Below are 23,072 nucleotides of genomic sequence, written 5' to 3'. Positions count from 1 at the left end.
ACGCGCCGTTGACCTCTCCCCGGCGACCGAACTCAGTGCCGAACCTGGAAGCGAACCCAGCGCCGAATCCGGGGCCGAATTTCTGTGAGGTGGCCGCGCCATGAGCTGGCTCCTGATCGCACTTCTCGGCGTGCCGCTCGCCGGAGCCACCGTGCTGCTCGTGCCGTCCGGTGCGGATACGGCGGCAAGGAAGCGGCTGCTCAGGGTGCACGGGCCGGTCGTCTCCGGGGTCACCTTCGCACTGTCGGTGGTGCTGGCCGCCGCGTTCGACCACGGTGACGCCGCCCGCGTGCAGTTCGTGACCGACCTGGCCTGGATCCCCGGCCTGGACCTCAGGTTCCACCTCGGCGTGGACGGGATCTCACTGCCGTTGGTCGTGCTGACCACGCTGCTGACCTTTCTCTGCTTCGTCTACCTGTGCCGGGGCCGCGCCGACGGCCCCGGGCAGTTGCTGAGCCCCGGACGCGGCGGTAACCGGCCACGGGCACTGGTGTTCACGCTGCTCGTCCTCGAAGTGGGCATGATCGGCACGTTCCTCGCGCTCGACCTGCTGCTGTTCTTCGTGTTCTTCGAGGTCGTCCTCATCCCGATGTACTTCGTGATCGCCATCTGGGGAGGACGTGCCCGCCGGGCGGCGGCGATCAAGTTCATCCTCTACACCCTGCTGGGCTCGGTGGTCCTCCTGCTCGGCCTACTGATCATCTGGTCGCAGACCGGCACCCTGGACATGACCGCTCTGGCCCAGGCGCGGGGGACGGGCATGTCCCGCCCGGTGCAGATCATCGCCTTCCTGGCCGTCGGCATCGGTCTCGCGGTCAAGACCCCGATGTGGCCGCTGCACACCTGGCTGCCCGACGCCCACACCGAGGCGCCCACCGTCGGCTCGGTGCTTCTGGCGGGGGTGCTGCTCAAGATGGGGACGTACGGTTTCGCCAGAATCGCGATCCCGGTCCTGCCCGACGGGGCCGCCGCTGTGGCACCCTGGCTCGGAGCCTTCGCGGTGATCGGCATCATCTACGGCTCGTTGGCCTGCCTCGCCCAGCGCGACCTCAAAAGGATGATCGCCTACTCCTCGGTCGGCCACATGGGTTTCGTGCTCCTCGGTTTCGCCACGCTGACCCCCGTCGGGATCAACGGCGCGCTGTTCGGCAACATCGCCCACGGCCTGATCACCGCCCTGCTGTTCTTCGTCGCCGGGGCGATCAAGGAGCGCTACGGCACCTCGGACATGCCCGCCCTCGGTGGCGGCATGCTGACCCGCCTTCCCCGCCTCGGTTCCCTGCTCACCTTCGCCTGCGTCGCCTCACTCGGGCTGCCGGGGCTGGCGGGTTTCTGGGGTGAGATGCTGGCCCTCCTCGGCGCCTTCGAACCGGCCCCGGGCCTGTCCGGCCCCCTCTACCTGGTCTTCATGGCTCTCGGAGGTCTCGGCACCGTGCTGACCGCCGCCTACTTCCTGCTCATGCTCTCCCGCGTCACCCACGGCCGGAGCACCGAGACCGTCCACGTCCCGATCCTCGCCGCGGCCGGCACGGATGCTCTCCCCTCCACGGGCCCGGCCGGATCCGAGGACGACGCCCTCGGACCCAGGGCGGACGGGGAGGACCTCCCCGCGGCCGCGGTGGCCGCAGGTGGGGGAGGCACGCACCCGCCGGGAGCGGCGAGCGCGGGCAGGCTGCGGATGCCCGACGTCATGGGCTACGAGCTGGCCGCCTGGGTGCCGCTGATCGCGTTGATCCTGCTGTTCGGGCTCTGGCCCAAGGCGCTCCTCCTGCTCACCGATCCGGTGGTCCGGACCCTGGTGGGGGCACCGTGATCCAGTCGATCGACTACTACGCGGTCGCGCCGCTGCTGATCCTCGCCCTCACCGCCGGGCTGGTGCTGCTCCTGGACGCCTTCCTGCCCCGCAGGCCGTACGTTCGGCCGGCGCTCGGCGCGGTCACCCTGGCCGGGGTGATCGGTGCCCTGGCGGTGGTGATCTCGCAGGCACTGCGCACCGGAGACCCGCTGCGGACCTTCTGCGTGCCGGAGGGGTTGCTCGGCTCCCCTCGCGCGGTGATCGGTGCCATCGCCCCCCTGAACACCGAACAGGCGGTGAATCCGGCCGCCGCGGCGCCGTGCTCGTTCGTGGTCGACGACTTCACACTGGTCTTCGCGGGACTCGCACTGGCGGCCGGAATCGTCGTGGTGCTGCTCTCGGCGGCAGAGCTCTCCTTCGGGGACATCCCCGTCGGCGAGTGGTACTTCCTGCTGCTCTGCACGCTGGCGGGTGCCGTCGCCCTGCCCGCCTCCCGTGACCTGATCATGCTGGTGGTCGCCCTGGAGCTCGTCTCGCTGCCGGTGTTCGCGCTCACCGCGCTCAGACGCTACGACGGCCGGAGCTCCGAGGCCGCGGTCAAGCTCTTCCTGGTCTCCGTGGTCTCCACGGCGGTGATGCTCTTCGGGGTCTCCCTGCTGTACGGGACGACCGGAACCGTCTACCTCAGCCGGATCGCCCAGGCTCTGCAGCAGCGTGTTCTCGGGGCGCCAGGCCTGAGGCTCGTCCTGGACGGTGCCGACACCGCCTACAGCTCCTCGCTGGAGATCGGCTACGACCTGCCCGCCGTGGTCACCGTGGCGATGGTGCTGCTCCTCGCCGGGTTCGCCTTCAAGATCGCGGCGGTGCCGTTCCACGCGTGGGCGGGCGATGTCTACCAGGGTGCGCCCATCCCCGTCGCGGCCCTGCTCTCCGTCATCTCCAAGGCTGCCGGGTTCGCCGGACTGATCCTCATCCTGGTCGTCGCCCTGGACGGCCAGGGCGCCATCTGGGTCCCGCTGATCGCGATCATCGCCGCGCTCACCATGACCGTGGGCAACCTCCTGGCCATGCGCCAGCGCCATGCCGTGCGGCTGCTCGCCTGGTCGTCCGTCGCCCAGTCGGGCTACATCCTCGCTCCCCTCGGCGCCGGACGCCACGAGGCGGTGAACGCTTCGATCGCCTACCTGGTCTTCTACGCGGCGATGAACCTTGGGGCGTTCGCCGTGGTCACGCTGGTGTCGAGGCGCTCCGGCAGGGGGGAGTTGGACGACTACCGGGGCCTGGCGTTCCGGAACCCGGCGGCCGGGCTGGCACTGGCCTTCTTCCTGATCTGCCTGGCGGGCCTGCCCCCGGGGCTGGCCGGGCTCTTCGCCAAGATCGTGGTGTTCCGGGAGCTCCTCAGCGGTGGCGGCGGCTGGCTGGCCCTGGTGATGGCGGTCAACACGGTCGCGGGCCTCTACTACTACATCGCCTGGGTGGTGCGGATCTTCACTCCGGCCACCGAGGGCACGGAAACGGCCGGCCGCGCCGCCGGATGGATGCCCGCCGGTGTGGCGATCGCGGTGGCCGGGATCGTCGCGGTCGCGTTCTCGGTCGCCCCCCAACTGGTCCTCGACCTCGTCCCCGGAGCACTGATCGCCGCGGGCTGAAACACCTGGGAACGTTTGTCCTGGCTGGAAACGTTGTCACAGGTGAATCGGCATCAACCGAAAGGGGGGTGTAGTGCACCACAACGGTCTGCGTACCGCGGTCCTTCTCGGCGCACTGTCCGCGGTGATCATCGCGGTGGGGGCGTGGTTCGGAGGCGGCGCAGGCGTGCAGATCGCGGTTCTGGTCGCGCTGGTGACCAACGGTGCCGCCTATTTCTTCTCCGACCGCATCGCGCTGTCGGCCATGCGCGCCCGGCCGGTGAGTGAGGTCGAGCAGCCGCTGCTCTACCGGATCGTGCGCGAGCTCTCCACGCAGGCCCGCCAGCCCATGCCCCGGCTCTACGTCTCGCCGACCATGCAGCCCAACGCCTTCGCGACGGGGCGCAACCCTCGTAACGCCGCCGTCTGCGTCACCTACGGGATCACTCAGATACTCGACGAGCGCGAGCTGCGCGGTGTCATCGGGCACGAGCTCTCCCATGTCTACAACCGCGACATCCTGATCTCCTCGGTGGCCGGAGCGCTCGCCACCATGATCACTTATCTCGGCTACGTCGGGTTGTTCTTCGGCGGCGGAGAGGACGACGAGGGTCCCGGATTCATCGGCGCACTCCTCATGATCGTGCTGGGCCCGGTCGCGGCCGGGATGATCCAGATGGCCATCTCCCGCTCCCGCGAATACCAGGCGGACGAGTCAGGGGCTCGGCTGACCGGCGATCCGCTGGCACTCGCCTCGGCATTGAGAAAGATCGAGATGGGCACCCGCCATCTGCCCCTCCCGGAGAACGGGCGGATCGCCTCCGCCTCCCACCTGATGATCGCCAACCCCTTCCGCGGTGCGGGGCTCGGCCGGATGTTCTCCACCCACCCGCCCACCGCCGAGCGCGTCGCCCGCCTGGAGCGCATGGCCGGGTACCGCCGCTGACCGCTTGACACGAGAGCCCCTGACAGGTTGCCGCCGCCGACCCCGCCGGATGAGGCGGGTCAGGGCGTCAGACCGGTGATGATCGGGTTGTGGACGGATCCGGGCACGATGAAGCCGCCGATCCGCTCCGTACGGCCTGACTCCGGGTCGACCCGGTACCAGGCGTAGCGAGTGCCTCCCCCTCTCCTCAACCTGCGCGAGGTGACCGTCTGCAGGTCGAGGTGGCCCTTGCTGTTCCAACGCAGCCTGGTAGGGGTCCTGCCACGGGGTACGGGGATGGGGCCGCGCCTCAGCGCGCTGCCCGCGGACACGTCCCACAGGCCGATCCCCGCGTCACGCGCCGTGAAATGGGCCACGGTCTCCCCGTCAGGACCGAGCGCGCCTCCCACCGGGACGCGTCCCCACTCGGCGAAGGGCGACATCGAGTAGATCCCCGCCTGGAACGAGTCATCCACCACCAGCACGAACCTCGCGTCGGGGCTGAAGCTCCAAGGCCGCAGTCCCGGCGGCACCGGGACACTCTTACCGCTGTACGTGTCCAGGATCCGGTGCCCCCACCGGATGCCCAGCACCACGTACCGCCCGCCGGGAGAGAGTTCGATCCGCGCCGCGCGCATGGCGCTCGACCACTTCACGCCGGGCACCGTGCGTATCTCGCCGGTCGTCATCTCCCGTACCACCAGCGCCCCGTCGCCGAGTTGGAAATAAGTGACATACCTCCCGTTGGGCGACAGGGCCAGCGGAGCCCGTTGCCTGCCCCTGGAGAACACCCGGGCGTCGGTGAGGCTGACCACCCTGCCGCCGCGTACCCAGAGCTTCCACGGAGCACAGACACATCCGTCGAGCCCCGCGTACCGGACCGGAGATCTCGCGCCCCCGGCCTGGGCGGGGACGCCCGCCCCCATGACCACGACGACCACGACGACGCAAACACTCAAGCGGCGGAACAATCCCACTGAGGCCCCCCCGAGTCTTCCGGACATTCGGGGGGCGTCCGTTACGTACGGGCTACTGTACGCCTCGGTCAAGGCTGGCCGGCGGTGCCGTCATGTGCCAAGCGACACGGGAGTGTCAGCGGGCGTGCTCGCCACCGCGGCATGGTGGCGCAGGGCCGACCACAACCGCTGACAGCCGATACCGCCGACGCGCGCAGCAGGGTACGGGCGAACGCCGGCTTTTGGAAACACGCTCGTTGTGCCTGGTGACACACCGACTCACGATGATCATGTCAACGAATGTGACGCCAAGCCGGACTCACCGTTCTGTTCCCACCGGACCCTCGGTGTCAGCGGCGGTGCGGCAGCGTGCACTCCGGCCGGTCCTTGCCCCTCATCCCCGGGATGGCGAAATGCCCTGCCGGTGTTGCGGTCATTTCGTGCGCCGGCGTGCCTGTCTTACTTCACGGTCGATTGCCCAGGCGTCCGCTACCGGGCCCACGTGCCCGAGCTTGTCGGGATTGATCACCGAGCGGATCGTCTGGATCTGCCCGTCGAGTACATCGAGCGCCAGGATGTGGAGCACCTTGCCGTCCCGGTCGTGGAAGATCGCGCCCGGCTGGCCGTTGACCTCGTGCGGCTCGAACGTCACGTCGATCCGGGCCATCTGGGGAAAGAGGGAGGCGAGCAGCCGGGCCACGTTCTCGGCGCCGATGACGGCCCTGGCCAGCTGCGGGGCCTTGCCGCCGCCGTCACCGACCATCGATACGTCGGCGGCGAGCAGTTCCCGCAGGCCGGCGACGTCGCCTTCGCGGAGGGCGTCGAAGAACCGCGACGCCAGTTCCTCCCGCTCTTTGCGGACCGCTTCGAAGCGCGGCCGCCCGGCCTCCATATGCCGCCGCGCCCGCACCAGCAGCTGCCGGCACGCCGCCTCCGACCGCCCCACCGCCGCGGCGACCTCGTCAAACCCGAAGCCGAACACCTCCCGCAGCACGAACACCGCACGCTCCAGCGGGCTGAGCCGCTCCAACAGCAGCAACGCCGCCATCGACACCGAGTCGGCCAGCTCCACCGACCGCGCCGGATCCTGATACGGATCGCTCAGCAGCGGCTCGGGAAACCACGGGCCCACGTACGCCTCCCGCCGCACTCGCGCGGAGCGCAGCACATCGATCGAGATCCGCGTCACCGCGGCCGACAGAAGAGCCTTGGTCGACGTGGGCCGGGTCGCCAAGCCGTCATAGCGCAGCCATGTCTCCTGCACCGCGTCCTCGGCCTCACCCACACTGCCCAGAATCCGATAGGCGATCGAAAACAGCAGCGGCCGCAGCTCCTCGAACTCCTCGACCTTGCTCACGCCGAATCTCCTCCCCTTGAACCCCTCTCACCCGGCCGTACTCGCTGGCGCAGGCATCTTCTGGTGATCATCCGAGCCACCGGCACACGCCCCGAGCCCGGGGGCTCGGAGCCCGCAGCCGGACCCCGAGCCGGTTGCCGATGCCGTTCAGTGGAACTGCCCGGGCACGTAGTCGCCGGCCGGCTGCCGGGTGATGATGTTCAGCCGGTTCGCCGTGTTCATGAAGGAGACCAGGAGCACCAGGGCGGCGAGCTGCCCCTCGTCGTAGTGCTTGGCGGCGTACGCCCACACCTCGTCGCTGACCCCACCGGCCGCATCCGCGACCCGGGTCCCCTCCTCCGCCAGCTCCAGCGCGGCACGCTCGGCCTCGGTGAAGACCGTGGCCTCCCGCCACGCGGCGACCAGGTTCAGCCGCACCGAGGTCTCACCGGCAGCGACGGCCTCTTTGGTGTGCATGTCGATGCAGACGGCGCAGCCGTTGATCTGACTTACCCGAAGCGCCACCAGTTCCTGCGTGGCGGTCGGCAGTGGCGAGTCCTTGAGCGCCTTTCCCGCCGACATGAAGTACTTGAGGACCTTGCCGGCGGTCGGGTCGGCGAAGTAGTTGAGTCGCGCGTCCATGGTGTGCTCCTCTGTGGTCGTTGATGGCTACACCCCCTGAGACGGGGTAGCCCGACCCCCTGTGACATAGACGAATGTGACCTGCGTCTCCCGGCCGCCGAGCCCGGCCGGCTCGGCGTCGATCCGCTGAGCGCGCTCGCGCAGGGCCAGGTCCGGGCGGGTCGGCAACGCCTCCATTTCGGCCCGAGGCAGCGCCCGGGTCCGGTCCGGTGCGCGCGCCCGGCGGCGGAGGCGGCGCAGTGGGTCACCGGTCAGCCAGTCCTGATCGCGCCACCACCCGCACGCCGTCATCTACGGCTTCCGCCAAAATCCGGTCCGACCCTCCCCGAAGGCCCCTTCTGACACCACGCACAGCCCCACCCGCAGGTCTGGGAGCATCAGGCACGACGAGCCGAACGCCCGCGCACTGACACCCTCGTGTCGCTTGGCATCACGGGTGTCACCCGACCTCGGAGAAAGCCCGGCTGGGCCCGTGGTCTCAGGAGTGCTGGGTGACCGGGTCGGTCTCCTCGGAGGAGAGACCGGGGATGCCGTCGATGCTCTCGCGGTTCTTCTTCGCCCGGTAGGCACGCCGCTCCTGGACATCCTTGCGGCCCGCCCACTCGTCCAGCAGCGTCCGGTCACTGTCGAAGGACATGAACGGCACGGAGAAGCCGCAGGAGTCGGCGATGCGGTCACAGTCGACGACGATGATCGACCGCACACCCGGGTGCGGGCCGAAGTTCTTGATCAGCGTGGCGAAGTCAGGGCTCTCCGGTACGACGACCCGGCCGGTGCCGTACAGGCGAAGAATGTTGGGAGGGCCGGAGAAGGCGCAGAACATGACCGTGATCCGGCCGTTCTGGCGGAGGTGGGAGATGGTCTCCACCCCGCTGCCGTCCAGGTCCAGGTAGGCGATGGTGGTGTCGTCGAGAACGGCGAAGGTGTCGGCGTATCCCTTGGGGGACATGTTGACGTGACCGCCCTGCTCGGGAGCCGTCGCCACGAAATAGACCGGCTGCGCTTTGATGAACTCGCGCAGCCGGTCATTGATCTTGTCATGAATTTTCCCCATAAAAGCGAAGATAATTCACGGTCACTCGCCGGGCAGCCACCAGACCCACACGTTCTTCCTGAGTCTGAAGGAGTCCAGCTTGCGAGTGCTCCCGGTCTCGGCGTTCAGCGTTCGCTTCACGGCGGAGCCCAGCTCGCCCTCCTGGTCGCTGCGGCTGGTCCAGAGGGTGAGCGAGCCGGCCGTGTCCCAGGAGAGACGCTGCGCGGCCTCGCCCTTGGGCATGCCGATTCCGATCGCCTCGGAGACGGTGTCAGAGGACAGGTCATAGGTACGCAGGCGTGGCCCGCTTGATTCGCTGGAGATGACCAGGGCCACGGTGTTCCCGTCGTCGGCCAGTGCGACAGGCGCGTTGTTGGACACGATCTGCGGGATGATCTGGCTCGCCGTCTTATTGCCTTCGGCGTCGAAGACCACGAACTCGGTGGTGTTGTCATCGGTGAACCGGGAGGTGAGCAGGTATTTCCCGCTGGGGCTGAAACCCATCAGGCTGTTCTTCGGCGGCAGCTTGGCCGTCTCGCCGGTCTTCAGGTTGATGACCAGGGTCGGCAGCCTGTTCGCGGCGTCATAGTAGTCGACCACGATGGCCGAGCCGTCAGGAGAGAGCGTCGTGTCCACGTCGCTCTGGCCGATCCCCTTGGGCAGGCTCGCGGTACCGCCCGGCAGCGGGCGGACCTTTCCACTGCTCACTTCACGGACGACGAGTTCGCCGCCCTTGAAGTAGTTCACGAAGCGGCCGTCGTCGCTGATGGAGATCGAGTTGCTGGCGGTCCTGTCCACCTTGCCACCTGCGGACCTGGGGTGGACCTGCGCGTCGGGCAGCGTGACGGTCTTCCCGCTGCGCAGGGTCAGCATCCACGAGCCGCAGGGGACGCTGCTGTCTCCCTTGGGGCAGCTCTTGAGCCAGGCGTACCTGGCCGGGTTGTCCGTCTTCGCCACTGCCGGAGTGGCGATCATGCCGGTGGCCGCTACGGCGGCGACTGCGAGTACGGCGAATCCGTGTGAGGGTCTCATCGGTTTTTCCTTCCGTCCCCCTGATAGATGGGGCCCCGGCGGGAAAAGTTGCGTCAAGAGCCGGCGAAAGATCCGGGGAGACGGTCGCATCGCTGAAGCGGAAGGGGGCCCGGGGCCGGTTCTCGGCCACCGGCATTTCAGGTAACCCGGACCGGGCCTCGCTGTGGAGTCGTCAGGGAACCTCTTCCGGCCGGGTGGCCAGGGCGCGCAGCCGGGTACGGATCCCGGCGCGCGAGCGCTGGTACGCCGAGGTGTCGTCGAGCAGCAGCGCGGCCGAGTTCGCCGCGGTGGCGAGCGCGTCGAACTCGAACGCCAGCTGGGCCGGTTCGACATCCGCGTCGAGCTGGCCGAGTTGCTGGGCGTCCCGGATGGTCTGCTCGTACAGGCACAGCCAGTCGCGGCGTGCCTGGGCCAGTAGATCGCGGATCCGGCCAGGTCGTGAGTCGAACTCCGCACCCGCCGCGTAGAAGAAGCAACCGCCGGGGAAGACCCGCCGCTCTGAGTAGTCGAGCCAGCCCCCGCACAGCTCGACCAGGCGTGGCAGGCCGGGCGCGGTCCGCAGCGCCGGCTTGACCACCTCGCGGGTGAAGACCTCCTCGGCAGCCCGTACGACCGCGATCTGCAACTCCTCCTTCGAGCCGAAGTGTGCGAACAGCCCGCTCTTGCTCACCCCGAGGTCGGTGGCGAGGCTCCCGATCGACAGCCCTTCGAGCCCGTCCTGGGACGCGATGGCCATCGCGCGGTCCAGGATTCGCTGCCGGGTCTGATCCCCGCGCACCACACGCCCGTCCTGTGTCATCTCAACCGTTCCCGTCCAAGCGGCTCGCCACTGATCGGCGACAGCCGGTGCGGAGACCATACGCGGTGGGCTGCCCGAGCCGTGCTCCCCGGCGCGACCGGCCCGCCGTGGCCCGGAGCCGAGCAGCGCCGGAACAGCCGTCGGCTGTCGAACATGTCCTTCGCGAATCAAACTTTAAGCACGAGCGTTCTGTTAAATCAACCAGATAACTTCCAGCTTGATGGATATTGATAGCACGATCGTTCGTTCTTATGCTGTCGGCAGGCGGATCGGCCCCCAGCTGGGCCGGACCGATGCCCAGAAAGGCAGTGAACGTGACCGAAGACGTCTCGACCGATGATTTCCACCTCCCGGCGAAGGAGGCCGACAGGCTCCTCGCCACCGCCCCGTGGAAGCGGTTCGCGGTGCTCGGCGACAGCCTCGCCGAAGGGCTGGGCGAGCCTGCCCCCGGCTACCGCACCCTGCCCTGGGCGGACCGGACCCAGGAGGCGCTGGCCCGGCGCCGGCCCGACCTGGCCTATGTGAACCTCGGCCTGCGCGGCTTGGTCGCCGCCGAGGTGCGGGAACAGCAGCTCGGCCGGGCACTGGAGTTCGGGCCCGACCTCGCGGCCGTGATCTGCGGGGGCAACGACCTGTTCCGCCCGGTGGTCGACATGGACGCGGTCGAGGGCGAGCTGGACGCCATCATCGGCGGATTACGGGCGGCCGGTGCGACAGTGATCACGTACCGCCTCATGAACATCGCCTCGGCCATCCCTCAGCTTGAGGCGCTCAGTCCTAAACTGCTGCGGTTGAACGAGCGGGTGAGCGCGGTCTCCGCCAGGCACGGCGCGCTGGTCGTCGACATGTGGAGCCACCCTGCCTGCGCCGACATCTCGACGTACAGCTCAGACATGATCCATGCCTCGATGCGGGGCCACGCCCTGCTCGCCGCGGAGACCATCAGACGACTGGGCCGTCACCTCGCCTCGGCCTGAAGGGCGCGTGCGTCCATCGCTGGAACCGTCGCGGGCATCCGCTGAGCATGGCGGTGCGTTTTCGGGGTCACGGTGGACCATCCGATGCCGGGTGGCTCTGGGCCACTCAAGCCTCATGATCGCTCTGAACGCGTCCGGAGGAGAGTGGCCCGAAGCGCCTGTCGTCGACTCCACTCTCGGCAGCGTGCATCCGAGAGCGGAGGGCGGTAACCGTGCGAGTCACGGCTCCGCCCGGCCCTCGGTCTACCGGTAGTTGGTGAACTGGAGGGCGACCTCCAGGTCCTTGCCCTTGAGAAGGGCGATGACCTCCTGCAGCTCGTCCCTCTTCTTGGAACTCACCCGCAGCTCATCACCCTGGATCTGGGCCTTGACCCCCTTGGGCCCCTCATCCCGGATGATCTTCGAGATCTTCTTGGCCTGCTCCTGGTCGATGCCCTCCTTGAGGGTGATCAGAAGGCGGTACTCCTTGCCGGACAGCTTGGGCTCGTCCGCGTCAAGAATCTTGAGCGACAGGCCACGCTTGATCAGCTTGTCCTTGAACACGTCGAGGACCGCGTTGGCGCGCTCCTCGCTGTTGGCCCTGATCTCAACGGCCTTCTGACCACCCGACCAGGCGATCGTCGCGCCGGTACCCTTGAAGTCGAACCGGTGCCCGACCTCCTTGACCGTCTGGTTCAGTGCGTTGTCGGCCTCCTGATGATCGATCTTGCTAACGATGTCGAACGATGAATCCGCCAAAGCCCAATCCCCTTTGAACTGCTGGAACTATCACCCGCTGCCCGGCTCCCGAATATCGCGGTCCGCGAACCGCGGCGGCGTCCGCGAGCAGGTTCGGTAGACGCGTACGTAACGGATCAGCCTATCCAGCATCTCCTGTCAATGCTGGGGCGGCAGTGTGTCCCGCCTCGCTCACAGCGTGTCGTCCCACTCCGTTACCCCGCTCCGCCGTCCCACTCCACGGCCGGCTCTCCCTCAGGTCACCCCCGGCCCACCCGCCTCACCCGCCCGATACCCGCCGCCGAACCCCGCATCACGCCCGTATCGCGACGCCCCTCCTGCCTCGCCCGCCCCGCTCAAGACCGGCACGAGCGACAACGCTCGCCCCAAAAGTCCCAGTGCGCCCATCTATCGGTGGGTGCCCTCCGCGGATGTCACGTCACCCCTGGAAGTCCGCTATTCTTTTCCTGTCGCCGCGGTACGCGGAGGACGCGGCAGGTTGCCCGAGTGGTCAAAGGGAGCGGTCTGTAAAACCGTCGGCTCAGCCTACGCAGGTTCAAGTCCTGCACCTGCCACACCAGCAGAAACAGCCCTCTCACCAGCGAAAACGCGGTGCGGGGGCTGTTCTCGTATGTCCGGCTGTCCATGGTCATCAACGGCGATCTACGGGTGCCCGCGTCGTATGCGCGTCGGCGATCAGCCGGGGTTTTGCAAGGGGCTCAGGGCTTCGGCGATCAGCTTCCGGGCGAGATCGTCTTGGCCGACGATGCACTTGGCGTAGACCCGTAGGAGCACGTTCACGCTGTGCCCCGCCCACTCGGCGACCTGGGGAGCCGGGACGCCGGCGTTGAGCCACGTGGAGACGCAGGCATGCCGTAGGTCGTACGGTCTCGCGCTGCGAGCGGTGAGGCTGCCTCTGCCTTGCTCAGGGCCGCCGTACGGGCCTTCTGCCAGACACGGCCAGACGCTCTCTGACAGTGGGCCGCCACGCTCCCCGACAAATAGGTGCCCGTCCGGGCTTACCCCGTACTCGGCGAGGTGGCCTCGAAGAATGGCCACCAGGGGCGGCGGGATCGGCACCGGCCGGACTGCCTTACGTGCCCGGTGCTTCAGCTCCCGCGACTCCCGGCGCTTCTCGTTGCCTGTCCAGTCGGCCCCCACTGCCAGCGCGGAACCGCCGAGACAGAGCCATCCCCACTCATCACCGTTCTCGGCCTCGGGAAGGTCGATTTCATCAGCGGTCAGGTCTACGGCTTCCGCAGGGCGTAGGGCCGAGTAGTACATGACCGCGAAGAACGCCGTCAGTTGATCCATTGCTTTTTCAACTGAGGTCAACAGCGCCGCGGCTTGCTGCGGGTTGACCACGCGGCGGGGAGAGACTTCCTCGGCAACCTTCGGGGTCTTCCATTTCACGCTGATCAGCGGGTTACTGGTCAAGAGCTTTGCCGGGCTCACCGCGTAGTCCAGGATGTTGTAGAAGACCGCACGTTTGCGGGCAATCGTGGTCCCCGACACGGTCTTTCCCGTCAGGGTTCTGGAGATGCCTTTCAGCGTTCCCAGCACCACGGCCTCATCGGCAAGCGCGGACACGGGAACCGTGCCGGAGGATGGGCCGCTGGCTGGCCATGGGGTGACGCACCGGATGGCCGAGATCGGTGTGATTGTCGATGATTGGGTTGAGGATGTCAGCGCACGCGCTGCTCTTCCAGGAGAGGCCAAAAGTCTCGGCATCTCGCCAGGGTCCATCGTGCTGACGATCCAGCGGGCCTATCTCGCCGATGGCCGGCCGGTCGAGATCGCCGACATCGTGGTCCCGGCGGAGACCTCGCAACTCGGGTACTCCGGGCCGGTATCCGACCGCACCTGATCAGCCCTACTCAAGAACGGGCCCCGAGTGGTCTGCGGGTTGGCTTCCCGGCACTGATGGTGGGGCCGATGCGCTTGGTCTTGGTATCGGGAAAGATCACCCCATGCGCCTGACTCGCAACCCCCTCGCCCTGCTCTTCACCGGGGCCGTCGGACTCGCCTCGCTCCTGGCGCTCATTGAGGCGAGCACTCCCGGCCTGTCCTACTGGGCATTGGCGCTGGCGCTGTACTGGCTGGTGCTCGCCATCGCCATGGCCTGGTTCGTACGGGTGTTGGGCCCTGGCGAGCGGCGGCGGGCGTGGGAGCCCTGGATGTTCGTCCCAGTCGGACTGGCGCTGGGCACCGTGCTGCTGGTCAAACTCGACGCGCCCCTTCATGCGCGCTTCGCCCTGTCGGAGTCGAGCCTGGAGAGCTACGCCCGGTCGGTGCGCGACGACTATGTCAGCCGTCGGTGGTGGGGCCTGTATCGGGTGGACGACGTGGAGAAGATCCCCGGGGGAGCGAGGTTCATGGTCACCTCGCTCACGATGAATTGGAAGAGCTACGGCTTCGCCTACATCCCGGATCGGGCACCGGACCCAGAAGAGGGAAGGTATGAACACTTCAAGGGCCCCTGGTACATCTGGACCGACGGACCCTGAACCCCTGATGCATGACCTCCCAGTTCCACGCCGATGCGTGCCGCACGCAGAGCGCTATCAGTACCTGAAAGCGCCGAACAGCTGGGAAACGATCAGTCATGTTGCGGGAAGCGATCATCACCATGACCGACTCGGTGCAGGCCATCCCTATTCGTGAACACCCCACAAGATGAAAGGCCCGATTCCAGATCATGGAGGCGGGCCTTTCGCTATGTTGCTCGGTCAGCGCCGCCAGTAGTGTTCGGGCAGCCTCAGCCACATGTCGGCTTGGCCGACGATCGCTCGGGCGTCGGTCGGACGGAGGCCCGCGCCGGAGCAGCAGTAGGCCACGGCCTCGCCGTGGTAGAGGTAGGTGGCAAGGATTTCCTCGGCTGATTCGTCGTCGGACACGCTGCCACCGCCGGGATGGGTGTCCCATTCTTCGATGACGCCGTCGCGGGTGATACTTCCCTGGTTGCCGCTCTTGGGATTGGCGTACAGCCCGTAGCAGACGGTGCCCGCCGACAAACGCTCGTTGACGCTGGACCTGGCCGGGATATATCCCCACGGCTGGCTGACGACGCATCCGCCGGGCACATCCGTGACACCGACGACGGCCAGGCCCTCATCGTCATCCGACCAGGGATCCTCCATGATCGCTTCCATGTCGTCGTCATCAGCTCGCGTGGCTTCCAGACGTTGTGCCGCCTCGGCCGCGCTGATGCCGGCCACGCATGCCAGGCCGAGGCCGTCGTAGTCGAAGTCTCCCAATGCGGCGATCAAGCGCCTGGCTTCCGACACTGCGGCGGCCTCGGTGGTGGACAGGCCGATCTCCCGGGAGGGGATGGTGAACAGGTCGGGGGTGGGAGTGGCCAGGCTGAGTCGTCCAGGGGACCAGCCGTTCATCATCGGCCGCCATGGGTCCGCTCCGGCGGCGACCAGGGCGCGGGCGTTGTTGGGGCGGTTGGCGAAGACGGCGAGCCAGAGTGCGGTGCGGCCCTCATCCTCCGCGTCGACGTCGTTGACGCGCCGGGCCAGTTCCGCGACCACTTCCGGCGAGCCTTCCTCGGCTGCTTGATGGAGGGGCCGTCCATGGAAGTCCGTGCCCGAATTCGGGTCGGCACCCGCGTCGAGTCGAGCACGGATCAGAGCGAGATCCGTCCAGGCGTTCCAGCCCATGCCGGACCATCCGGCTCCGTCGGTGACAGCCATGGCACTCCTTGAGAGGATGTACGGGATATGAGCGCTGATCATGGCGGACAAGGCCGACAAATTCGGGCCGGTCACGGGAAGCCCCGCAAGCAGGGCGGAGCTTCCCGTGCTCATGGTCACCCCGGCCATCGGGCAGTTGAGCGGAGTCAACGAAAAGGCAGCGGACCCGCTGACACGGGAGCGCAGCCGAGATCGACGGACATCATCGTCACGCACCTGACGGCACTGTCTAGCATCCGTTGATCGGAAGCGGTGCGCTCCACCGGGGTTCGCATCAAAGGGGTCGAGGCCGCCACGTCAGTTGGATACAGGCGGGAGAGAAGGGCTCGCGTCGTATGCGCGTCGCCATGCGCGTCCGGTGAGCTATCGAGATGACGTTTCTGCAGGCCAAATGCTATGTGTTGATCTGCCGGGCAGGGTTCTGTAAAACCGTCGGCTCAGCCTACGCAGGTTCAAGTCCTGCACCTGCCACACTGGATTTTCCCAGCTCAGAGCCCCGCGAGGGGCTCTTTTGCTTTTTCGGGGTATGCCGCCCTGAGCGGCCCAACGTCGGTGGTCGCGCAATGATCTTGAGGTCGTTTTCCCCGGTGGCACCGGGCTTTCCAGGCATCGCGCGGGCGAGAACCGGCCCTGGAACGACGAAGGGCCCCGGTGGTGTCCGGGACCTCGGTCGTACGGCGTGCGTCTCATGCGGTCAGCACGCCACTGATCCGCTGGGTCGACGAAATTTCCAGAGTGCCGCAGTGGCGTCGTTATGGATCTTGCCCCGAGGCCAGCGGGAGCTGTCCGGATCGCCGTGTTCGGCCTCTCGGACACGGCGGATCAGTTCATTGGGGCCGCCCTGGCCGAGGAGGTCGAGGAGCTGCCGCCAGGACGCCAGGGCGAAGCGGTCGACGAGACGGGAGGCGCCGTCGCTCAACAACGCCACCGCCCGCACCTGATCCACCGGGGCGGTGCCGGTGAGGGCCTGTTCTGCGGCGAGGGGATCAACGGAGGCCACCCAGAAACCGCCGTCCCGATTACGATGATCACGTAAAGTATCGACGTAGCCGCGAAACGCCTCAGCATGCTCGGGACTTCCGCCCGGCAGGCTGTCCATCAGCGCCCGGTAGCGCGCCCCGATGCGGCTCACCCGATCGTCACAGATCACCGTCGGCTCTGTCGTACCGGTGTCGAGGACAACGGCGGAGTCGGCCAGCACCAGCCATTCCAGGGCGTCACCCGTACGGCGCACCATCGAGACCGTTGCTGAAGGGGATCCCGCATGCACCAGGTCACAGGTGAAGTCGTGTAACGAGGCGACGTTCTTGATCGACTCGGCCAGGATCTCGGTCAGGGTGCCGGCGCTTTGGGTGACCGCGGCCAGCAAGGTTGAGCCGAGCGTGTGGGCCTACCAGGCGACGCCATAGGAGCAGCCCCTCTTCAGCCCCGCCGGAGTAATGAAACACCCCCACCCGACGCGCCGACCGCAGCCGAGCAGCATTGGCCGCCTCCCGGCCGGCAAGCCCGCCCTGAGACGAGACACCTCGTCGCGCAGCCGCACAAGCAGAGCATCCAGCTCCCCGCGGCCCTCGGGAACGCCGCTGGCCATGCCCAGCATCAAGAACAGATTGATCAACCTGCGCTGCTTCTTCACCCGGATCATCGAATGGGGCTATCTGGGGGCGGTGCTCGCGGATCCGCTGCGCATGCTCGTTTGGAACCGAGAAGACGACGGAGGGCCCGGATCGCGTTGATCCGGGCCCTCCGTTTTCGGTGTCGCGTGTCAGCCAGTGACCGGGATGTTGGTCTTCACCGGTGTCGGGGTGGGCGCGGGCTTGGGCTTGGGCCCGTCCTGCGTCTGTGTGACGTTCTCGTCCCACTTGGTCCAGTCGCGGATCACTGTCCCGTGATCACTCTTACCGGGGTGGGTGGGGGTCGGCGTGTTGCTTGGCGTCGGCGTCGAGGTGGGAGTGTTGCTCGGCGTCGGCGTCGAGGTGGGCGTCCGCGTGGGGGTGGGCGTCGCAGTGGGCGTGGAAGTCGGAGTGACCGTCGGCGTCGGCGTCTGGGAGGGCGTCACCGTCGGCGTCGGCGTCTGGGAGGGCGTCACCGTAGGCGTGGGCGTCGGGGTGGACGTAGGCTCACACTCGACCCAGAACACCTTCTGCTTGGCCGCGCCATGCTCCCCTGCGAAGGTCCAGAACAGCTTGTAGTGCCCGTTCGGCAGGGTCATGTCGACGGTACGACCATGCCCGTCCTCATCGAGCACGAGGGTGCCGCTCTTCACCGTGGTCTGGTCGCCCGTGGGCGGCCAGGACTTGATCTCCCAGCTCACCTGCTCGGCCGCGTCGAAGTTGAACCCGACCAGATAGAACACGCAGACATGCGGCTCGTTGCGCTGGTCGTCCTCCGGCGTCGTCCACTTGTGGATCTTGACATCGCCGTTGTCGCCGGGCGGCTTCCCCTGGACCGCTCCAGCGGAGGCCGTATTGGAGATGGCGAACACCGCGAACGCTGCCATCGCGAGCATGAGTGCCGCCGCTGTCCAGCGACGGACTGAAGAGAGTCTGGGGACTGTCACGACCGCACCTCGGGATGTATGAAAGAGCTTGAGCCTCCCTGGGCTCATCTGTGTAAAAATGTCACACGCGCTGATTAATGGCCTTCAAACGTTCCAAAACGTTATCTAGTGGGGTCGGATGGTTATGCGTTCGCGTCGTATGTGTCATAAACCTCAGGAGCCGATCGTGCCGCTCGATGCCTCCCGCCGACTCATCGGCGCCGCGCTCGTCGCCATGAGCCTTGTCGCCTCGACCCCTGCCAGCGTCGCCGCGTCGCCTGTCACCCTCGCCGCCGGCGCCTCGGCCACGGCGATCGCACTCCCCGAGGCCACCACGTTCACGGAGTTGAGAGGCCTTCCGCAGGACACCGACACGTACGGCAAGCTGAGCGGCGTCGTGGTCCACCCCGCGCGTACGGTGGCCGTCTACGCCCTGCCCGGCGGCAAACCCATGGCCACCCTCCCGGCGAAGCAACTCGGCAGCCAGACCTGGGTGCCGGTGGTGGAGGTACGCAAGGGCTGGTACCGCGTGCTCCTGCCCAGCAAGCCCAACCACGTGACCGGCTGGATCAAGGCCAAGGGCCTGAAGCAGGCGCGCAGTCGCCACCGCGCCATCGTGAAGCTGGGCACCAGGCAGCTGACCGTGATGAACGCGAGCAAGAAGCTCGGCACCTGGACGGTGGCCGTCGGCGGCCCTGAGACGCCCACCCCGGTGGGCAGGACCTTCCTGCTGGCCCTGATGTCGCCGAAGGAGAAGACTTACAGTCCGCTGATCCTGCCGCTCGGCACGCACTCGCAGACGCTCGACACTTTCGGCGGTGGTCCCGGCACGGTCGCCTTCCACGGCTGGCCGGACCGGAAGGTGTTCGGCAAAGCGGTCACGCACGGCTGCATCAGGGTGCCTGCTGGCGCGCTCAAGGTGCTGGCAAGACTGCCTCTGGGGACTCCGGTTCTGATCATTCCCTGAGGATGAGGGCGGCGGCCAACGGGTCCTCGCCATGCACCAACACGAGCTTGTGCATGTGCCGGAAAGAGACGACGGCGGCGTCAGCGACGAGCAGGACGCTCGCGGTCACGGTGTGCCGGATCCAGCGGTCGGAGCGCATGTCACGCTCCCACGGCTCCGGCGAGGAACTCGGTGGTCGAAGACCATGAGGATTTGGTCGAAGTCCCCTCCGACACAACCAAGGCACATGTGACCGGAGGCAGGACCCCTCATGAAGAGCGCTCCGGCTCCGGGATGTCTTGAAAGAGCGGCGCAGTCGACGCGAGTTGTTTGGGGCTGAAGTGGAGTCTGCTCATCCCGCCCGCCATCGATCCGGGACAAGCCGAGCAGGCCAGGGCCGTGGGTGCCAGATCGTTCGTCCAGTGGGACGCTCCACCTGGCGCCCTGGCCCGTTTCCCCTATAGGCGGGTCGACGACAGGCGGGATGAGCAGGGGGCGGGATGTTCTTTCTGGCCTCGTGGAAGACCTTCAGGTAAGCCCGATCGGTCATCAGTCCGCCACGGGGGCCGATGAAGACGCGCCCCTCGGGGCGGTGGCCACACGTTCCAGTTCGCGGGTGATCGCGGCGTGCAGGTAGGCGCCGTGCCGGGTGTCGGGCAGGGCCAGGCGCACCGGTTGCGGCACCGGTCGGGGCGGGAGTGAAAGCTGCTGGAACAACCAGGGGGCAGCGGGGCCGGGGTCGTGTTGTGAACTACCTCGTAGGTGCCGGTGCCGTCCGGGAGGTCCACGTAGCTGCCGGGGCCGAGGACGTAGCCACCGTTGGCGCGGGTGTCGATCAACCATCCCAGCCCGCCCCAGGCGCCTTCGGTGTTGCGCAGGGCGGACCCATCCGGCGTGGTGAAGTACAGGTGCAGCCCGCCGCGGCGGGTGCGGACGGTGAAGGTCTCGAACGGGAGGGGTTGCCCGGCGCGTTCGCACAGTACGGCCAGCGCATCGGCGCCCTCGTTGACCCCCCGGCAGGTCCCAGGAAGGCGGGGGGCTTTGCCCCTCCTTTTTTCGTCCGCCTCGGGGCTTGAGCGACAACGGAACGGCCAGTGGCGTTAGCGAGCCGACACGGGCGGAGTTGCCGCCGTACACCGTTCCGATGTCGCTCAAGGCCCGGCCCCAATCCAGTCCGGCCTTCTCCTCAATGTGCTGGAGTGATCTACAAGCCGTTTCCCAGTACCGGTCCCTAACCTCGTCATGGGCTCTGGTATCTGGCGCGACCAGGGCCAAGCCTGCAGACGCCGGTAACGACGAAGGGGAGAGATGGTGAGCCCCGAAGACAGCCGGTCGGCCACCACCGCGCGGATCAGCGATTGCCTGCGGGGCGGATCGTGTCCGATCTCCGTATGGAGAGGCTTGAGCGAGCGATTCGGGGCGGGCGGCTGGATGCGTTCCTGTGGAACGGTGCTCGCCCTTTGATCCATGCCGATCCCGATCGGTTGTTCCCGATGCTGGACAAGGCCGGTGGCCAGTGGGCCGAGTGCTACCGCACGGCCTACCTGGCCTCGGGAGAGGAGTTCTCCCGGGCCGTTCCCGATGTTCGCAGGTGGCTGCTGCAGGTGCACGCGGCCCGCTACGGCGCGACCGGTGAGCCGCGCCTGGAGTCGGAGCACGACGCCTGGCGGGTCGCCTGGGCTGACGGCAGGCAGTGGAACAAGCAGGTACGCCCCTCTTGGGACAACCAGACGGGTGGGGTGCGCAGCGTGGCCGCGGGAATGGTGGACGGGATGCCCGTCGCGATCACCGGCAGCGACAACGGCGTGCTGCGTTCTTGGGATCTGCGTACGGCCCGGCCGCTGTGTGAGAGGCGGCTCGGGCGGTACCCGGTGGAGACGGTGGCGCTCATGGGCGACATCGTTCTCGTGCCCTACTCCGATCGCCTGGAGGCGTGGAATCCGGTCACCGGCGAGTCATGGACGTTTGACGCCATTCCCCAGGCCTGGCCCCTGGCGACGGTCAAGGATGCCGGGAGGTTCCTCGTCCTGGCCGTGCGCTACGACACGGTGTGGGTCCGCGGTGGGCGGAAGGCGTGGACGGTCAGGCACGGTGCCGCAGTCAACGGCGTGGCCACGGTACGGCTGGACGGCCGTAAGCGAATCGTCACCTGCGGCGACGACGCAACGGTGCAGATCTTCGACCTCCGCACCGGGAAGCGGTATGGCGAGCCGCTGACCGGCCACGTCGGACCGGTGCGCGCGGTGGCGACCGCTCATGTGGCCGGGCGCCCCGTCGCCGTTACCTCCGGTGAGGATGACACGTTGCGGATCTGGGACCTGCGTACCGGCAGACAGCGTGGGAGATCCGTGCCCGGCCGGGTCACGGCTGTGGCCACCGCCGAGGTGAACGGTCGTTCCGTCGCGGTCGCCGGGGCCGCCGGAAGGCGGGGGCGGGTGTGGGACCTACGCACGGGCGAGGAGTGGGGCAAGCCGCTCGGCGAGTCCGGCCGGGGCGTCGCCACGGTGGGGCATCTGGCCGTTACCTGCGCCTCCTCCGGGGCCGTACAAGTATGGGACCTGCGCACCCGCCGGAGCAGGCCGCTCCCTGGCAACCCCCGGGTCGGGGCCGTCGCGCTCGGTGTCGCCTACGGGCGGCCCGTCGTCGTCTTCGCGTACGAGGAAGGCCGCTGGTTCGGCGTCAAAGATCTGGCCGATGGCACGCGCCATTCCGGAAAGTTCACACGCCAGGGCTCCTTGATCACGACGGTGGCAACCGCCACGGTCGATGGCCGGTGTATCGTCCTCGCCGCCGGAGGGAACGACGGCTTGATCCGGACATGGGGCGTGGAAACCGGGGAAATCCAGGTCCTATCCGGCCACGTCGGTGCCGTACACGCGCTGGCGGCCACCGGCTCCACCGCCGTCAGCGGCGGGGAGGACGGCCTGGTCGGCATCTGGGACCTGCGGACCGGCGAGTCACGATGCGCGGTGTCCCCCTGCGCGATCGACGTGGTCGCCGTCACGGGCCGGACGATCCTCACCGGCGGCTCCGACGGGACGACCCGGCTATGGGACGTGCGCACCGGCGAGCGGCTGGGGAGTCTGCCCACCGGCGTGGTCCACGCGATCGCGGTAGAGGGTGACCTCGCCCTCGTCGGAGGCGGAGGCCTGCGGCTGTGGGACCTGCGTGACGGCCGGGACCGGCCGTTGGCGGGCCACGCGGGCGCGGTGACAGCGGTGGCGATCCGAGGGCGGCAGGCCGTATCCGGAGGCTGGGACCGGACCCTCAGAATGTGGGACCTACGGACCGGGAAGCAGATGGCGCCCCCGGTGCGCTTCCCCTGGCCGATCTCCGCTCTGGCCTGGCATCCGGACGGACGGCTCGTAGTGGGCATCTCCTGGGAGATCGCTGTCCTTGAGCCCGGCCCGGCCGCTGCTCCTGGCGAGCGAGCCGGAAGCCGGTTGATCAGCCGACCGAGCGGTTCGGATGGATACAAACAGTGATGCCCGAGTTTCATCTGCACCGGACCATCCAGGGCGCCGAGCCCGCCCAGGAGCAGGGTGCGGCGAGATAGTGATCGGCACCCCTACACGGCTCCAAAGTAAGATTTTCAGTGATCTTCTAGGGGATTGTGAAGTGTGATTCTGCGGGGCTCATGGGCCTGATCATGCCGAATGCCTGCCGAAACTACCCTTCGAAAGGGTAGTTCTGCTGGTCGGAGTTGTTTCACGGTGGGTCTGTAAAACCGTCGGCTCAGCCTACGCAGGTTCAAGTCCTGCACCTGCCACACCAGCAGAAACAGCCCTCTCGCCAGCGGAAACGCGGTGCGGGGGCTTCTTCGTTTCTGATCTACGGCTCCCCGTGATTCCCCGCCGTTCCCGTGAGGTCTGGCACGCCCGTGGCACGCGATCAAGCTCCGGATCATGCGCGAACGCGCACACTTCCACCCCACCCACTTACGGCCTTCGTGGTCGGAACATCGATCATCCCGGAGCCGAAGTGCCCCGCCGGAGGCATGGTTTCAGGGGTTGCATCCTGTACCGGGGTACAGGCTTACCGTCGGACTG

23 protein-coding genes, 1 tRNA gene and 1 pseudogene are annotated in these 23,072 nt (G+C 67.7%); 10 read left to right on the top strand and 15 right to left on the bottom strand.

All coding sequences use genetic code 11. From position 1 onward, the window contains the following. The first annotated feature begins 100 nt into the window (after positions 1 to 100). From ABT061_RS17445 to htpX, 3 genes are all read left to right on the top strand, one after another. Complete coding sequence (locus ABT061_RS17445) at positions 101 to 1,813, top strand: complex I subunit 4 family protein (protein ID WP_350918195.1); 1,713 nt, start codon at positions 101 to 103, stop codon at positions 1,811 to 1,813. Further along, a complete protein-coding gene (locus ABT061_RS17440; RefSeq protein ID WP_350918192.1) occupies positions 1,810 to 3,444 on the top strand; it encodes an NADH-quinone oxidoreductase subunit N in 1,635 nt (544 codons plus the stop codon). Before ABT061_RS17445 ends, ABT061_RS17440 begins: the two co-directional genes overlap by 4 nt. Positions 3,445 to 3,517: 73 nt before the next feature. Continuing rightward, complete coding sequence (htpX, locus tag ABT061_RS17435; RefSeq protein ID WP_350918189.1) at positions 3,518 to 4,369, top strand: zinc metalloprotease HtpX; 852 nt, start codon at positions 3,518 to 3,520, stop codon at positions 4,367 to 4,369. Between the two features lie 59 nt (positions 4,370 to 4,428). Here htpX and ABT061_RS17430 read toward each other — a convergent pair whose 3' ends face one another. From ABT061_RS17430 to ABT061_RS17400, 7 genes are all read right to left on the bottom strand, one after another. Then, positions 4,429 to 5,307, bottom strand: a complete 879-nt coding sequence (locus ABT061_RS17430; protein ID WP_350918186.1) for a WD40 repeat domain-containing protein — start codon at positions 5,305 to 5,307, stop codon at positions 4,429 to 4,431. A 430-nt stretch (positions 5,308 to 5,737) separates the two neighbouring features. Then, positions 5,738 to 6,661 (bottom strand): RNA polymerase sigma-70 factor, encoded by a 924-nt coding sequence (locus ABT061_RS17425; RefSeq protein ID WP_350918183.1) that lies wholly within the window; start codon positions 6,659 to 6,661, stop codon positions 5,738 to 5,740. Positions 6,662 to 6,808: 147 nt separating this feature from the next. Continuing rightward, positions 6,809 to 7,282, bottom strand: a complete 474-nt coding sequence (locus ABT061_RS17420) for a carboxymuconolactone decarboxylase family protein (RefSeq protein ID WP_350918180.1) — start codon at positions 7,280 to 7,282, stop codon at positions 6,809 to 6,811. Positions 7,283 to 7,309: 27 nt separating this feature from the next. Then, on the bottom strand, positions 7,310 to 7,573 hold the full coding sequence (locus ABT061_RS17415; RefSeq protein WP_350918178.1) for a hypothetical protein: 264 nt from the start codon (positions 7,571 to 7,573) through the stop codon (positions 7,310 to 7,312). A 187-nt stretch (positions 7,574 to 7,760) separates the two neighbouring features. Then, complete coding sequence (locus tag ABT061_RS17410) at positions 7,761 to 8,336, bottom strand: pyridoxamine 5'-phosphate oxidase family protein (protein WP_350918175.1); 576 nt, start codon at positions 8,334 to 8,336, stop codon at positions 7,761 to 7,763. Positions 8,337 to 8,357: 21 nt separating this feature from the next. Further along, positions 8,358 to 9,347, bottom strand: a complete 990-nt coding sequence (locus ABT061_RS17405) for a hypothetical protein (RefSeq protein WP_350918173.1) — start codon at positions 9,345 to 9,347, stop codon at positions 8,358 to 8,360. A 172-nt stretch (positions 9,348 to 9,519) separates the two neighbouring features. Then, entirely contained in the window at positions 9,520 to 10,128 is a 609-nt protein-coding gene (locus tag ABT061_RS17400; protein ID WP_350918170.1) for a TetR/AcrR family transcriptional regulator, read from the bottom strand. 332 nt (positions 10,129 to 10,460) lie between these two features. On the opposite strand from ABT061_RS17400, the gene ABT061_RS17395 reads away from it, so the two are divergent. Beyond that, positions 10,461 to 11,123 (top strand): SGNH/GDSL hydrolase family protein, encoded by a 663-nt coding sequence (locus ABT061_RS17395; protein WP_350918167.1) that lies wholly within the window; start codon positions 10,461 to 10,463, stop codon positions 11,121 to 11,123. 243 nt (positions 11,124 to 11,366) lie between these two features. Here the strand turns inward: ABT061_RS17395 and ABT061_RS17390 are convergent, their stop codons facing one another. After that, positions 11,367 to 11,861 (bottom strand): YajQ family cyclic di-GMP-binding protein, encoded by a 495-nt coding sequence (locus tag ABT061_RS17390; protein WP_030925087.1) that lies wholly within the window; start codon positions 11,859 to 11,861, stop codon positions 11,367 to 11,369. A 472-nt stretch (positions 11,862 to 12,333) separates the two neighbouring features. Here ABT061_RS17390 and ABT061_RS17385 point away from each other — a divergent pair. After that, positions 12,334 to 12,415 (top strand) — tRNA-Tyr (locus ABT061_RS17385). Between the two features lie 121 nt (positions 12,416 to 12,536). Here the strand turns inward: ABT061_RS17385 and ABT061_RS17380 are convergent. Then, on the bottom strand, positions 12,537 to 13,430 hold the full coding sequence (locus ABT061_RS17380; protein ID WP_350918164.1) for a tyrosine-type recombinase/integrase: 894 nt from the start codon (positions 13,428 to 13,430) through the stop codon (positions 12,537 to 12,539). Here ABT061_RS17380 and ABT061_RS17375 point away from each other — a divergent pair. Together ABT061_RS17375 and ABT061_RS17370 are read left to right on the top strand one after the other, a co-directional pair. Beyond that, entirely contained in the window at positions 13,381 to 13,707 is a 327-nt protein-coding gene (locus ABT061_RS17375; protein ID WP_502991452.1) for a UTRA domain-containing protein, read from the top strand. The genes ABT061_RS17380 and ABT061_RS17375 overlap by 50 nt on opposite strands. Positions 13,708 to 13,810: 103 nt before the next feature. After that, a complete protein-coding gene (locus ABT061_RS17370; RefSeq protein WP_350918160.1) occupies positions 13,811 to 14,347 on the top strand; it encodes a hypothetical protein in 537 nt (178 codons plus the stop codon). A gap of 222 nt (positions 14,348 to 14,569) precedes the next feature. Here ABT061_RS17370 and ABT061_RS17365 read toward each other — a convergent pair whose 3' ends face one another. Together ABT061_RS17365 and ABT061_RS17360 are read right to left on the bottom strand one after the other, a co-directional pair. Then, entirely contained in the window at positions 14,570 to 15,538 is a 969-nt protein-coding gene (locus tag ABT061_RS17365; RefSeq protein WP_350918157.1) for an ankyrin repeat domain-containing protein, read from the bottom strand. A 694-nt stretch (positions 15,539 to 16,232) separates the two neighbouring features. Continuing rightward, the gene (locus tag ABT061_RS17360; protein WP_350918154.1) at positions 16,233 to 16,907 is read right to left on the bottom strand and encodes an integrase; all 675 of its coding nucleotides are present in this window, start codon (positions 16,905 to 16,907) and stop codon (positions 16,233 to 16,235) included. 220 nt (positions 16,908 to 17,127) lie between these two features. On the opposite strand from ABT061_RS17360, the gene ABT061_RS17355 reads away from it, so the two are divergent. Further along, positions 17,128 to 17,274 carry a hypothetical protein gene (locus ABT061_RS17355; RefSeq protein ID WP_350918151.1) on the top strand — a complete coding sequence of 49 codons (147 nt, stop codon included), beginning with the start codon at positions 17,128 to 17,130 and terminating at the stop codon, positions 17,272 to 17,274. Between the two features lie 29 nt (positions 17,275 to 17,303). Here the strand turns inward: ABT061_RS17355 and ABT061_RS17350 are convergent, their stop codons facing one another. Next, complete coding sequence (locus tag ABT061_RS17350) at positions 17,304 to 18,098, bottom strand: hypothetical protein (protein ID WP_350918148.1); 795 nt, start codon at positions 18,096 to 18,098, stop codon at positions 17,304 to 17,306. A 166-nt stretch (positions 18,099 to 18,264) separates the two neighbouring features. Here ABT061_RS17350 and ABT061_RS17345 point away from each other — a divergent pair, with 166 nt between their 5' ends. Further along, on the top strand, positions 18,265 to 19,044 hold the full coding sequence (locus ABT061_RS17345) for a L,D-transpeptidase (protein WP_350918145.1): 780 nt from the start codon (positions 18,265 to 18,267) through the stop codon (positions 19,042 to 19,044). Here the strand turns inward: ABT061_RS17345 and ABT061_RS17340 are convergent. The 3 genes and pseudogenes from ABT061_RS17340 to ABT061_RS17330 all read right to left on the bottom strand — a co-directional run. After that, a complete protein-coding gene (locus tag ABT061_RS17340; protein WP_350918142.1) occupies positions 19,034 to 19,183 on the bottom strand; it encodes a hypothetical protein in 150 nt (49 codons plus the stop codon). The genes ABT061_RS17345 and ABT061_RS17340 overlap by 11 nt on opposite strands. Before the next feature lie 389 nt (positions 19,184 to 19,572). Next, entirely contained in the window at positions 19,573 to 19,707 is a 135-nt protein-coding gene (locus ABT061_RS17335; RefSeq protein ID WP_350918139.1) for a hypothetical protein, read from the bottom strand. Positions 19,708 to 19,805: 98 nt separating this feature from the next. After that, a pseudogene (locus tag ABT061_RS17330) lies at positions 19,806 to 20,003 on the bottom strand (bifunctional DNA primase/polymerase); the annotation flags it as partial. Positions 20,004 to 20,516: 513 nt separating this feature from the next. Between ABT061_RS17330 and ABT061_RS17325 the strand changes: the two are divergent. Then, the gene (locus tag ABT061_RS17325) at positions 20,517 to 22,508 is read left to right on the top strand and encodes a WD40 repeat domain-containing protein (RefSeq protein WP_350918136.1); all 1,992 of its coding nucleotides are present in this window, start codon (positions 20,517 to 20,519) and stop codon (positions 22,506 to 22,508) included. Positions 22,509 to 23,072: the final 564 nt, after the last annotated feature.

The organism is Streptosporangium sp. NPDC002544, from assembly GCF_040295965.1.
GTDB lineage: Bacteria > Actinomycetota > Actinomycetes > Streptosporangiales > Streptosporangiaceae > Streptosporangium.
The sequence above is the reverse complement of the archived record's forward strand: the minus strand, read 5'-3'. Positions and strand labels throughout refer to the sequence as shown.